This window comes from Candidatus Saganbacteria bacterium (genome assembly GCA_026387835.1).
Classification (GTDB): Bacteria; Margulisbacteria; WOR-1; order JAKLHX01; family JAKLHX01; genus JAPLKZ01.
This window is the reverse complement of record JAPLKZ010000005.1, coordinates 130,189-144,566: the sequence shown is the minus strand read 5'-3', so window position 1 is coordinate 144,566 and position 14,378 is coordinate 130,189. Positions and strand designations below refer to the sequence as shown.

Annotated in this window: 7 protein-coding genes and 1 tRNA gene; all 8 read right to left on the bottom strand. The window is 48.8% G+C overall.

Annotated features, from left to right (window positions below):
- Positions 1-9: 9 nt before the first annotated feature.
- A complete protein-coding gene (gene ahcY / locus NTZ10_01590; protein ID MCX5748926.1) occupies positions 10-1,401 on the bottom strand; it encodes an adenosylhomocysteinase in 1,392 nt (463 codons plus the stop codon).
- Complete coding sequence (gene ileS / locus NTZ10_01585; protein ID MCX5748925.1) at positions 1,394-4,192, bottom strand: isoleucine--tRNA ligase; 2,799 nt, start codon at positions 4,190-4,192, stop codon at positions 1,394-1,396. Before ileS ends, ahcY begins: the two co-directional genes overlap by 8 nt.
- Positions 4,193-4,205: 13 nt before the next feature.
- The gene (gene lon, locus NTZ10_01580; protein MCX5748924.1) at positions 4,206-6,674 is read right to left on the bottom strand and encodes an endopeptidase La; all 2,469 of its coding nucleotides are present in this window, start codon (positions 6,672-6,674) and stop codon (positions 4,206-4,208) included.
- Positions 6,674-7,294: an ATP-dependent Clp endopeptidase proteolytic subunit ClpP gene (gene clpP / locus NTZ10_01575; protein ID MCX5748923.1), complete on the bottom strand. Its 621-nt coding sequence runs from the start codon at positions 7,292-7,294 to the stop codon at positions 6,674-6,676. Before clpP ends, lon begins: the two co-directional genes overlap by 1 nt.
- Positions 7,295-7,349: 55 nt before the next feature.
- Complete coding sequence (gene tig / locus NTZ10_01570) at positions 7,350-8,624, bottom strand: trigger factor (protein MCX5748922.1); 1,275 nt, start codon at positions 8,622-8,624, stop codon at positions 7,350-7,352.
- Between the two features lie 52 nt (positions 8,625-8,676).
- Positions 8,677-8,748 (bottom strand) — tRNA-Gly (locus tag NTZ10_01565).
- Between the two features lie 212 nt (positions 8,749-8,960).
- Positions 8,961-10,349 (bottom strand): LysM peptidoglycan-binding domain-containing protein, encoded by a 1,389-nt coding sequence (locus NTZ10_01560; GenBank protein MCX5748921.1) that lies wholly within the window; start codon positions 10,347-10,349, stop codon positions 8,961-8,963.
- A gap of 21 nt (positions 10,350-10,370) precedes the next feature.
- Positions 10,371-14,327: a hypothetical protein gene (locus NTZ10_01555; protein ID MCX5748920.1), complete on the bottom strand. Its 3,957-nt coding sequence runs from the start codon at positions 14,325-14,327 to the stop codon at positions 10,371-10,373.
- Between the last annotated feature and the right edge of the window lie 51 nt (positions 14,328-14,378).

Below are 14,378 nucleotides of genomic sequence, written 5' to 3'. Positions count from 1 at the left end.
TTCTCAGCTCTAATATCTGTAGTGCTCCGCTTTATACGGCCCATCTACTGGCACCGAGACATATTCCGACTGTTCTTTTGTCATCTTTGTAAGCTTCACGCCGATCTTGTCGAGATGAAGCCTCGCGACCTCTTCGTCCAGATATTTGGGAAGCCTGTAAACGCCCGGTTTATATTTATCCCTGTTCTTCCACAGGTCGAGCTGGGCCAGGACCTGGTTCGTGAACGAGTTCGACATCACGAAAGAAGGGTGTCCTGTCGCGCATCCGAGATTGACAAGCCTTCCTTCGGCAAGGAGGCCGTCCGGAAAAACATATTTGTCGACCTGAGGTTTAATGTTGACCTTTTTTATGCCGGGATAGGCCTCCAGCTGCGCCACCTGTATCTCATTATCAAAATGCCCGATGTTGCATACTATCGCCTGATTTTTCATCTTTTTCATATGGTCGATCGTGATGATATCTTTATTGCCGGTTGCGGTGACATATATATCCGCCATACCAAGCGTGTCTTCGACGGTCTTGACCTCGTATCCTTCCATCGCGGCCTGAAGAGCGCAGATCGGGTCTATCTCCGTCACGATCACCCTGCAGCCCAGTCCTCTCAAAGATTGGCACGAACCTTTGCCCACATCGCCGTACCCGCATACTACCGCGACTTTTCCGGCCACCATCACGTCAAGCGCTCTCTTGAGCCCGTCATTTAAAGACTCGCGGCAACCGTAGAGATTATCGAATTTTGATTTTGTCACGGAATCGTTGACATTGACCGCGGGGACCAGCAGGGTCCCTTTTTCTTTCATCTGGTAAAGGCGGTGGACGCCGGTCGTTGTCTCCTCCGAGACGCCTTTCCATTCTTTTACCATATCGGTCCATTTTTTTGGTTTCTCTTTGAGCCTTTTCTTCAGGAGTTTTATCAGCTCCGCTTCGTCTTCACCGCCCGGTTTTTTGTCAAGAATCGACGCTTCTTTTTCTGCCGCGTATCCGAGGTGCATCATCAGAGTTGCGTCGCCACCGTCATCGACAATAAGCTGCGGCCCCTTGCCTCCCGGGAAAGACAATGCCTGCTCCGTGCACCACCAGAATTCCTCAAGCGTCTCGCCTTTCCACGCGAATACGGGTATTCCGGCCTTCGCGATCGCCGCCGCCGCGTGGTCCTGGGTTGAAAATATGTTGCAGCTTGCCCACCGCACTTCCGCACCGAGATCTGTCAAAGTCTCAATAAGCACCGCTGTCTGGATGGTCATGTGCAGGGAACCCATTATGCGCACGTCTTTCAACGGCTTGCTTACTGAGTATTTTTTTCTGACTGACATCAGGCCCGGCATCTCCTGCTCGGCTATCTCGATCTCCTTCCTGCCGAAATCGGCAAGGCTTATGTCCTTTATTTTTTGATTATCCATCGCTTTTCCCTCCTGTTTTTACCGCATCAGTGCACCTTGCGCAGAGTGTCGGATGTTCTTCGTGCCGGCCGACGCTGTCCAAATATTTCCAGCATCTTTCGCACTTCTTATTGCCGGTCTTTTTGACATTTACCGACAGGCCGCTGCCGGTATTAATAATAACAGAAGATACCATGAAAATGTCAGCCAGATCGGCTGCGACGGAACTTAATATCTTATAGTCGCTTTCTTTCAGGCTGATATCCGCGTCGCATTCCGTGGTCTGATTCACTGTCTTGGCTATCCTAAGCTCTTCGATTTTTTTATAAACTTCTCCCCTGACGGCTATTATCCTGTCCCATTTTATTTGCAGATCCTTGTTAAAATTACGCTGACCGGGTTCAGGCAATTTTTGTTGAAATACGCTCTCCTTATCTTCCCCCCTGTTTGGCCCTTTGTCCCTGATCCTCCGAAACAGCTCCTCCGCCGTAAAACTTAATACCGGCGCCATTATCCTGATGATCGCCGTAAGCAATTCGTGAACGGTGGTCTGCGCCGCTCTTCGCGACACGGACCCCTTGCTGTCGCAGTAAAGCCGGTCTTTTATGATGTTCAGATAGAAAGCGCTGAGATCGTTGACGCAAAACCCGTACAGGCAGTGGTAGACTGTATGGAATTCAAACTCATCATAGGACTTATGGATTTTTTGAATAAGCCCTTCAAGTTTAAATAAAATATATTTGTCGATCTCTTTGAGCTTTTGATGTTCCACGCGGTCCTTTTCCGGGTCGAAATCATTGATGTTGCTGAGAAGGAACCTGCAGGTGTTCCTGATCTTGGAAAATCCTTCGTTTATCTGCTTCAATATATTTCTAGAGACCGCCATGTCGTTCCTGAAATCGGTAGATGCCACCCATAACCTGAGCACATCGGCGCCGTATTCCCTGACGACCGTCTGCGGGTCCACGATATTGCCGAGGGATTTGCTCATCTTTTTGCCTTTTTCATCCACGGTAAAGCCGTGCGTGAGTACCGCCTTGAAAGGAGCTTTTTTAAACACCGCTACCGCAGTCAGCAGTGATGTCTGGAACCAGCCCCTGTGCTGGTCGCTTCCTTCAAGATAAAGATCGGCCGGCCATGAGAATACCTTCGGGTCCGACTTAAGGACACTGTAATGACTGGAACCCGATTCAAGCCATACATCCATTATGTCGGTCTCTTTCCTGAACTCGCTGCCGCCGCAGAACTCGCACTTTATTTTGGCCGGCAGGATATCTTTTGCTTCTTTTATGAACCAGGCATCAGTACCTTCTTTTTTGACCGTTTCAACCGCTGCCTTGTTAAAAGCTCCTTTGAAATTAGGCTTGCCGCAGGTCAGACAGTAGAACGCCGGTATCGGTATACCCCATGACCGCTGGCGCGATATGCACCAGTCGGGCCTTGTCTTGACCATCCCGTTTATCCTGTTCTCGCCCCAGGAAGGGAACCACTTTGTGTGTGATATTTCATCCAGTGCCGTCTGCCTCAGATTATTATGGTCTACACTTATGAACCACTGTTCCGTGGCCCTGAATATGATCGGTTTTTTGCATCTCCAGCAATGCGGATACTGGTGTTTTACCGTGTCAGACGCGAGGAGAGACCCGTTCTCTTTCATCTCTTCAAGTATCAGCGGATTTGCTTTCCAGACATGGACGCCCGAATACTTCGGAACATCGTCCGTAAAGAGCCCCTTGCCGTCGACGGGCATAATGATCGGAAGTTTATATATAAGGCCGACTTTGTAATCTTCCTCGCCGTGGCCCGGGGCTATATGCACGCAGCCTGTTCCGGATTCCAGCGTGACGAACTCGTCCAGGACAACAACAGATTCCCTGTCGATGAACGGATGGCTGCAGACGATGCCTTCAAGATCCCTGCCCTTGAAACCGGAAACAATGCTGTAATCCTCCTGCGGCCATTTCATAAGCTGCGCCGCCCGGTCCAAAAGGTCATGAGCGATCACATACATCTCATTTCCGTGCCTGACAATGTCATAGTCATAGCCGGGATGTACCGCTATCGCCACGTTCGAAGGAAGCGTCCACGGCGTCGTCGTCCAGATGATGAAGTTCGAAGGGCCTGTACTCAGGACCTCTTCCACGACCTTATTTTTTGACTTTGTATTTTTTACTTTGAACCTGACAAATATCGAAGGCGAAGGATCATCTTCATACTCTATCTCCGCTTCGGCAAGCGCGGTCTCGCAGTTAGGGCACCAGTGTATCGGCTTCAGGGATTTATAAACATAACCGCCATCCGCAAGCTTTCCGAAGAGTTCTATCACTCCGGCTTCGTAATCTTTATCCAGCGTAAGGTACGGTCCGTCCCATTTCGCGATTATTCCGAGCCTTTTGAACTGTTCTTTTTGGATATCTACATATTTAAGGGCGTACTGCCTGCATTTCTGCCTGAACTCGGGGACCGACAGGGACGATCTCCTGACGCTAAGTTCTTTTATCAACTGCGTCTCTATCGGCAGCCCGTGGCAGTCCCAGCCCGGCACGAACGGGACAGAGTATCCCTCCATTGCCCTGAACTTGACGACTATATCCTTGAGGATCTTGTTAAGCGCGTGTCCGAGATGGATATCACCGTTAGGGTAAGGCGGACCATCGTGCAGGATGTATTTATTCGCGGACCTGCCTTCCTGCATTTTTTGATATAAACCGGAACTTTCCCAGTATTTTAAGAACTCAGGCTCTTTTTCCTTGAAATTAGCTTTGATCGGAAAATCAGTACTCGGAAGATTGAGCGTATTTTTGTATTCCATATTTTTCCCGGATTTAGTTGGACAACTGGGTATCTATCTGCCGCGGGGTTTTTGCTGCAATAGGGATCGTCTTTTCTTTCGGCCCGGGCTCTTCTTTTTCCTGTTTTTTTTCAAGGAGCCCTTTGGGGACATTGACCAGAGCGCTCCTTAAAACTTCGTCCATGTGCTTAACAAAAATGAATTCCATGTTGAGGTCCTGTTTTATCTGTTCCTGGACTTCCGCCAGGTCTTTTCTGTTATCTTCCGGAAGTATCACCTTTTTCATGCCCGCGCGCCTTGCCGCGAGAAGTTTTTCCTTAAGCCCGCCGATAGGCAGCACCCTGCCCCGCAGAGTTATCTCTCCGGTCATCGCTATATCTTTCTTCACCGGGATTCCGGACAGGGCTGAAGCAAGCGCGGCAGCTATCGTTATTCCCGCGGAAGGACCGTCTTTCGGGACAGCTCCTTCGGGAACATGCACGTGTATGTCCGTCTTCCTGTAGAACGCTTCATCTATTCCGAGAGCTTCCGCGCGGGACCTGACAAAGCTCATCGCCGCCTTGGCGCTTTCCTGCATCACATCGCCCAGCATTCCCGTAAGAGTGAGATTGCCTCTTCCGCGCATCGCGGTCACCTCGACCGGCGTCGTGTCGCCTCCGACCTCGGTCCAGACAAGTCCCGTGGAGACACCCACCTGGTCCTTTTCTTCGGCTATCCCGAACCTGTACCTGAACGGGCCCAGATATCCGGCAAGGTCTTTCTTTTTCACGTTCATCTTCTCGTCTTTATTATTCTTGACGGCGGCTGTCGCGATCTTCCTGCAGATAGTCTCTATCATCCTCTCGAGGTTCCTGACACCCGCTTCCCTCGTATATTCCCTTATGATCGAAAACAGCGCTTCATCGTCGAATTTGATCATGTCCTTTGACAGACCGTGTTTTTCTATCTCCCTCGGCACCAGGAACCCTTTTGCTATGCCCAGTTTTTCTTCTTCGGTATAACCCGACATCTCGATAAGCTCCATCCTGTCCCTCAAAGGACGCGGGATGGGCTCGACCGTGTTCGCCGTAGTGATGAAGAACACGTCCGAAAGGTCGAACGGCACTTCAAGATAATGGTCCGAGAATTCTTTGTTCATCTCCGGATCAAGAACTTCGAGCAGCGCTGCCGAAGGATCGCCCCTAAAATCCGTGCCAAGCTTATCTATCTCGTCAAGAAGGAAAACAGGGTTGTTTACCCGCCCTTTGGCGATAGATTGTATTATCCTGCCGGGAAGGGAACCGACATAAGTGCGCCTGTGCCCCCTGATCTCCGCCTCGTCCCTGATGCCGCCGAGCGAGATCCTTACGAACTTCCTGCCTATCGCCCTGGCGATCGATTTTCCGATGGAGGTCTTGCCTACTCCCGGGGGGCCGACCAGGCAAAGTATGGTGCCGCCCATCTTTCCCGTCCTCTGCAGAACCGCGAAATATTCGGCTATCCTCTCTTTCACCTTATCAAGCCCGTAATGGTCCTCGTTAAGGATCTTTTCCACCTCGTTGATGTCTATCTTGCTTTTTGTTTTTTTCTTCCATGGAAGGTCTATGATCCAGTCGAGATACGTCCTGATCACTGTCGATTCCGCCACCATCGAAGGCATTTTGGCCAGTCTTTCAAGCTCCTTGAACGCTTTCTCCTTCACTTCCTCCGGAAGCTTGGCGACTTCCAGTTTTTTCCTGTATTCCGCCACTTCCGGACCGGATTCTTCGTCCTCCACTCCGAGCTCTTCCTGTATGGCACGGAGCTTTTCTTTTAAATAATATTCTTTTTGGACCTTGTCTATCTGCTTGCGCACCCTGCCCTGCAGTTTTTTCTCGACTTCCAGGACTTCGATCTCCTTATCAAGTATCTCCGTGAGTTTTTTCAGCCTTTTTGAAAGGACGATCGATTCGAGTATCGCCTGCTTTTCGTCCACTTTCAATGTAAGGTAGGAAGCGATAAGGTCCGCGAGCCTCCCCGGGTTTTCCACGTTGATTATCGACATCAGTGTCTCGGACGGGATCCTTTTGTTAAGTTTGACGTAGTTCTCGAACTTCTTTATCACCACCCTCAGCATCGCCTCGACTTCCACGGTAACTTCCACGGGCTCCGGGATCTTTGATATCTTAACTTTATAATACGGGCTGTCCTGCGTGAACGAATCGAGTTTTACCCTCGTGACGCCTTCGACAAGTATCTTTGTAGTGCCGTCCGGAAGAGCGAGCATTTGAACTACCTCGGCAAGGGTCCCGATGGTGCATATATCTTTGGGCGCGGGCTCTTCAATGTCCTCGGACTTTTGCGAGGCAAAAACAACGAGGCGTTCTTTTTCAAGCGTGTCTTCGAGCGCTTTGACGGATTTGCTCCTGCCGATGAAAAGAGGCACTATCATCTGCGGAAAGACGACCATGTTCCTCAAAGGGATAAGAGGAAGCTCGTCCTTCCACTCGAACTGAGCCGCCGGGCTCTTTTCGGGCTTTTCCATTATTTTTTGCCTTTTACGGTCTCGCCGAACTTCTTTAATTTATTTGGTTCCAGTATTTTATCAATCAACCCGTATTTCAGAGCTTCAACGGGTGACATGTAAAAATCCCTGTCCGTATCTTTTGAAATCTTTTCAAGGGACTGCCCCGTGTGCTTTGCAAGGATCTCGTTTACCAGGCTTTTCATCTTAAGTATCTCCTGGGCCTGTATCTCGATATCGGTCGCCTGTCCCTGCGCCCCGCCCAGCGGCTGGTGTATCAGCATCCTTGAGTTCGGAAGGGCGAACCTTTTGCCCCTGTTGCCCGCGGCCAGCAGCAGCGCGCCCATGCTTGCGGCCTGCCCGAGGCAGACAGTGGATATCGGCATGTCGACATACTGCATCGTATCGTATATGGCCAGTCCCGCCGTCACGACCCCGCCCGGGGAGTTTATATACATGTAAGTCTCTTTTTCCTTGTCCTCAGACTGCAGAAAAAAGATCTGCGCGATTATCATGTTCGCTACGTCGTCATCTATCCCGCCGCCTATGAAGATTATCCTTTCCTTCAAAAGCCTGGAATAGATATCATAAGCCCTTTCGCCTTTTGATGTCTGCTCGATTACCATCGGTAATACCGGCATATTGTTCTCTCCCTTCTTTATATCCCTTACGGGCTGGTTTCAGACCCGCCGCCTTCTATCCTTTTATTTTAGCGTTTTCAAAAATAAAGTCCAGCGCTTTCGTTCTTAAAAGATAATCCCTGATATATTCTTTCATCATCTCGTTCCTGTTGTCCTCTTCCGGCCTGCCCATCTGTTTTGAGATCTCCTTTATTTCATTTTCACATTCTTCTTCCGTCACGGAAATGCCTTCATTTTTGGCGATGGCGCGGAGCACCAGTTTTGCCTTGGCCCTTTCGGTCGCCTTGGGCTTTAATTCTTCTGTAAATCCTTCTTTTGTCAATTTTCTGGCGTTAAGATAATAATCCAGGGTCAATCCCTTGCTCTGAAGGTTTGAGTTCATCTCCTCGATCATCGTGTCCGTCTCCCTCCTCACGGCGGCATCCGGCACGTCCACCTTGGAATCCTCAAGTACTTTTTTCAGCAGATCATCCTTGGCTTTGTCTTCGGAGTCCTTTTTTACCGCTTCCTCCATCCTTTTCCTGACATCACTGCGGTATTCATCCGCGGTATTAAATGAACTTATCTTTTTTACATATTCGTCATTGAATTCGGGAAGGTCCCGGCCCGCTATTTTTTTTAAAGATACTTTAAAGGATGCTTTTTCCCCGGCGAACTCCTTTATGTAGTAGTCCTGCGGAAGAGGAATGGAGAACTCTTTTTCGTCCCCGACCGACATCCCTTCTATATTTATGTCGAACCCAGGAGCGATACGGTCATCTCCTGTCAGTATGGGCAGCGCCTTTTGGCTCAGGGCATCCCTCACCGAACCGTCCGTACTGCCTTCGATATCAAGCTCGGCAATGTCGCCGTGTTTTACCGGCCTGTCGGTGACTTCTTTGACCTGGGCGCCTTCCTCGATGATCGAGTTTATATGCGCTTCAATATCTTTCTCCTCGACCTTCACGGATGTCCGTTCCGTCTGGACGCCTTTGTATTTTCCGAGCTCAACATCAGGCTGGACGACCACATCAAGGGAAAAGACGCACTTGCCGTCAAGCGATACCGGCAGCCAGTTCTGTATCTCGATGACCTCAAGGCCGGACTCTTTGATGATATCGGAAAGGTTCGTCTTTATCACATGTTCAAGCGCCCGGTCTTTTACATATTCGGCATTTATATTCTGTTCAAGTATATTGCGGGGGGCTTTACCCGGACGGAAACCCGGGATCTTTATCTCGCGGCCAGCTTCACCGAACAACTTTTCGTAAGCCTTTTTAAACTCGTCATAATCGGCCTCGACTTCAAGCTTGACATTGCTTCCTGTCTTATCCTGCTTTAATATCTTCAAAGTCTTTCTCTCTTTCTTTTATATGTTATCAGTTATAAGTTGTCGGTTCAAAAGCGGGAGAAGGGATTCGAACCCTCGACCTTCTCCTTGGCAAGGAGACATTCTACCACTGAACTACTCCCGCATTTCGATTTACTTCGTTCACTCAATACTTAATTTAAATCCTGCACTAATCGGTTTCAGTTTAGTCCTGAGCGAGCATAGCGAGTCGAAGGACTACTCCCACAATTAACCTATAACTGATAACTTATAACTGATAACTAACGAACGAAATATAAGTGAATTATAACAAATATATATATATGGTTCAAATAGGAGTAAGCGCTAAGGTTGTTATTATTTTCTGATCACTATCTTCTGCCCGCTGAATATCAGCCGGGGATCCTCGATGCTGTTATCTTTGGCGATCTTGGTATAAAGATCTGCATTGTTCATGAACTTTAAAGCGATCCCGCTTAACGTATCCCCTTCCTTGACGACATATACGACTCTAGTTATCTTGATCCTTTGTCCCGCATATATCAGGTTCGGGTCTTCAATCCCGTTATCTTTCGCTATCTCCGTATACTTTGAGCCGTCCGCCAGGAAAAGTGATGATATCTTGCCAAGCGTGTCTCCCGGTTTTACCGCATACGTCATTACCGGCTCTTTTGTCTCTTCAACGGATGTTACGGCCTCTGTTGCTTCTTCTTCAACCGGAATTGCCGGCGCTTTAGGAGTTATGATCTTAACTTCTTCTTTAGATATCGCTTTAGTTGCTGTCTTTTCCGGGAACACAGGCTCAGCCGCTTTCACTGCCGGTGTTTTTATCGATATCGATACGAAATGCCTCGAGTTCGTCTGGACAAGACTGTCATAGTAATATGCGTAATCTATTCCGAATATCCCCAGGGTCAAACCCACGCCTGCAGAACCGTTGATATAACTTGAACTCGCACCCGTTGACTTCTGCTCGGCACCAAGTCGCAATGCCAGTTGGTCCAACATCCTCCATTCAATGCCAAGCTTTGCCTCCGCAGGGATGTTCCTTGTAAGATTCAGGTCCGCATAGATGTCCAGTCTCTTATGCGGGAAAAAACCGAGTCCTATGTCAAACTCTCCCGGAAGCTCCTCCGTTTGGCCGTTAAGAAGCTTTATCGACTGTCCGGGTATGATGTTCTTTGCGATCATACCGACTGTCAGCTTGTCATTTGCGTCTATCTGGACACCCGCATCCGCATTTACTCCGCTACCCGACATGTTCGAAATGGCCGCACTGCCTTTGTTGTAGTATTTCAGCCTCAATCCGTATGATATTGTCTTGCTTAAGCTGTTCTCGTATCCCAAAAGAAGCATGTCGTTCCTGAAATCAAAGTTGGTCACGGCCACGGGCCTTCCCGTTGTGGCGTCAAGCGTCGTGGACGTGATATCGGGTGTCTGGTTATTGGCGTATCCCGCGAAGAACTTCCCGTACTTTGTAGGCAATACGTAACCGAGAAGCGTGTATTTGACGTCCGTGTTCATAGTCCCGTACATGCTCACTATCTCTCCCGTCGTCACTCCCCTCAGGCTTGCCGGGTTGCCGAATATCCCGTAGGCATCTCCCTTCACCGACGTGTTCGTCCTGCCAAGTCCTATTGACCTTGCGCCTGACCCTATATCAAGCACGTCAGCTGCTATCGATATCCCTGTTAAACAGAATATCAATAACACTGTGCAAATAATATTATTTTTTGTCTTCCTCATTCCTCTCCCTCATTCTTATCCCTATCTCACTCCGCCTTTCCATACCACAAGCTTCACCTTCGTTATCGCTCTACCGGTCCCCTGCTCTATTATGTTGATGAAATACGTGTCGCTTGCAAGCGGGCTGCCGAACATATCGACAGCGTTCCATAGCACTTCGTTGTATCCCGCCTTGCCTCCGTTGGTACCGCTCGGGTAATCGCTCTTCCAGCCCAGTCTTCCTGTTGTGTCAAAGACATATATTGTGGTCCCTGTATCAACAGAGAGATAATAGGTTATCTTAAGATTCCCCGCTAAAGGATCATAAGGGTTGGGATATACCAGTGTGGGACCTACCGTTGTGATGGTACCGGATGAAACTTTCAGGTTTGTTCTCTCAAGCACATATTCTGTGCCCGCCGTGTCATAAGTTATTATTTTGATGGTATGCGTTCCGACTGAGAGCGCATTTCTTAATCTTATCGTGGCTGAAGTTGATGTGGTTGAGATCACGTCATATGCGACAGAGGCCCCGTCAACATCCACTTCCTTCACTCCTCCGAGAGTCGCCTGAGGTTTTATTGACAGAGAACTTATTGTGGTCTCACTTGTCAGTGATACCGTGATCGTCAGAGTGCTGGAGATCGAATCTCCGTCCTTCAGGCTCACTCCCGCTATAGAAGCATCAGCTGTGGCCTGCGCAGTTGTCTCCTGCGTCCCCAGTAATACCCAGCCGCTCTCGGATGTTGCAGTTATCCTGGCTTTGACCCTGAAGCTGTACACTGTGCTTGCTTCAAGCGACGATGATGTCCATGTCAAGCCTGATATCCATCCGGAATTAGTTGAAGTGGTTACATTCTCGCAATAATATTCAGCTGACACGGGATTGCCGTTTGCTTTCCAATTAGCTTTTATCACTGTTGTAGTTACATTACTGAAAGCTGCGGCCTCGGGAGTGTGCACTGAAATTGCCGACGAAGAGAAGCTCGCTTCTATTGAATGGTTTGCCGTGACATTTGTAAACGTATAACTGCTGATCTTTCCCTGCGAGACAGCATCGACCAACACATCCGATATGCTGTACCCTGCTTCAGGTGTTATCAGATATTGCTGATCACTTCCATAGTTCACGCTCGTTTCCCCGCTCGGTGTGATCGTTCCGTGTGAGCCGGCTTCGGAAGTTATCAAATATGAATTGATCTCAAAACTCGCGATTATTGTATGATCTGCCGCAACACTGGTGAAAGTGTATTCCGTTGTGGCTGTCACTGTACCGCCGTCAATCAATAGTCCTGAAACATGATATCCGGTTGACGGGGTAATCACATACTGCTGGCTATCGCAATAATAAACACTTGCCGTTCCGCTCGGGGTTATTGACCCGTGTGAGCCGGCTTCACTTGTGATCAGATAATATGTGCTGCCAGCAACAGTGACGGATGCGTCATCAAAGTATGTGCCGTATTGACCCGCCCACCTCCCGCCATCATATCCTGCATGTTTAAATTTGATGTATCTGACCCCCGTGCCGTAACCGGTAAAAGTACGAGAGACCTCGGTCCAAGCTGTATTCTGGGGAAGAGTAACAGGACTAGCCTGGCTCCCGATGGACTCTGATGAGATCACGGTCACCCCGTCAGCAGCCAGTAAGTCGAATTTCATGTAGTAATAAGTATCAAAGTAGTCACGGCACATAACCCAGTCTTTGAAGGTGATAACGGGTTGCGCATCAAGCTGGGCGGCCGAATACCCCTTGGATAAAAGATCTATTGTCTGGTTCATACTGCACCAGCTGTATGAAGATTGAAATGAGTAGTTCCCGGAGTGGACAAAGCCTCCGCCCACTAACCATCCGCTCCCTCCGTTGTCGATCACGGTCCATCCCGTTGTGTCCGCACTTTCCCCTCCCGGATTGGTGAGAAGATTGTTAGTTGTCTGGCAACCGGCATCCGTTGTCGATGTTATTGTCCCGTCACCGTTCCTTGCAGTTATTTTGAAACTGTATGTAGTATTAGACGGTAAGCCGGAACTTGTCCAAGTATTATTTTGTATCCAACCTGAATTTGTTCCCTGTGTGACATTTTCAAAGTATATTCCGGACGATTCCGATGTCAAATTGGACGGGGCATTTGATGAATGAATAGTTATGCTTGTAGTTGTCCCCGCTTCATATGTTCCCCTTACAGCCGCTTCTATTGATGTGTATTTGGAAACCGCATCTGACGTCGCCGCTCCGCCGCCGTTATATGCGGTTACTTTCCTTGTATACTGCGTATTAGCCAATAGACCTGTTTCACTTGTTGATGTGGCATTCGCGGCCACAAGCACTTTTACATTGTTTGATCCGTCAAGTATCACAAACCCCGATTCGTTTGATGAATTATCTGTCCATGTATAATTCATTTGAGTTGTTGAAGCCGGTACGGGATTAAAATTACTCGGTGCAGCGGGAGACAATGCTATAAAGTCCGCTTCAATAGTATGGTTCGCGCTGACATTGCTGAAAGTATACGCTGTCGGCGTCCCTACATTTGCACCATCAACCAGCACCTGCGATACATGGTAATTAGCATCCGGCGTGAACGTGAATGTCGTATCGCTTCCCTCATTCGTCGTCTGCACAGTAGCAGGACTGATACTTCCGTTAGCTCCGGCTTCCGGTGTGATCATCCAGGTGATCCGCTCGAATTCCGCTTCTATCGTGTGGTTAGCACTCACGTTTGTGAACGAGTACGATGACGGAGTACCCACGCTGGTCCCGTCTACTCGTACATTAGTTACGTGACTATGCGGATTGGGATTGAACGTAAATGTTGTTGTCGAGCCTTCGTCCGTTATTACTGCTGTGCCCGGACTGACCGTGCCGTAACCTATCGCATTAGGCGTGACCGTCCAGGTATTGATAACAAAATCAGCCTCAATCGTGTGGTTCGCACTCACATTGCTGAATGTATATGCTGCTGGTGTCCCTACATTTGTCCCGTCAACTAGCACCTGCGATACATGGTAATGGGCGTTCGGTGTGAATGTGAATGTCGTAGACGAGCCGTCATTCGTTGTCTGTACAGTAGCTGGGCTGATGCTTCCGTTAGCTCCCGCTTCCGGCGTGATCGTCCATGTTGTTTTTCCGAGGACCGAGACCGTGTTGCCGTTAGTATTTGTAACATACGCAGTATTTCCATCCGGAGTTATGGCGACACCGTTGGGTTGAGTCCCTACAGTGATCGTCGCCGCAACGGTGTTGGTGGAAGTATCGATAACCTTAACCGAGTTGCTAAGATAATTTGCAACATATGCGTAATTTCCATCCGGAGTAATGGCTACGCCGATGGGGTTGCTCCCTACAGGGATCGTCGCTGTAACTGTGTTGGTGGAAGTATTGATTACCGAAACCGAGTTGCTAAGAGTGCTGGAAGAATTTGAAACATACGCGTAATTTCCATCCGGAGTTATTGCGACACCTTGGGGTTGACTCCCTACATTGACCGTCGCTGAAACAGTATTGGTGGAAGTATTGATTACCGAAACACTGTTGCCATTATAATTTACAACATACACAAAATTTCCATTCGGAGTAATGGCAACAGCTTGGGGTTGAGTCCCTACATTGATTGTCGCGGTAACAGCTTCGGTTGAGGTTTGGATAACCGAAACCGTGTTGCCAACATAATTTGCGACATAAGCGTAATTTCCATCCGGAGTTATGGCTACGCCAAAGGGTCCATTCAGTCCGGAAATTGTCGCTGCAACGGTACCGGTGGAAGTATCGATAACCGTAACTCTATTGCCGGAAGCACCGGAATAATCTGTAACATATGCGTAATTTCCATTAGGAGTAATGGCAACACCCTTGGGATTCGTCCCTACGGAGATCGCTGCTGTTGTGGTATTGCTGGAGGTTTGAATAACCAAAACATTGTTGCCACCACTATTTGCAACATACGCATAATCTCCACCCGGAGTAATGGCTATACCAAGAGGGAGACTGAATCCGGACATTGTTTTTGTTACATGATCCGGATAACTGGCGTATGCGGGTGAGAGACAGAG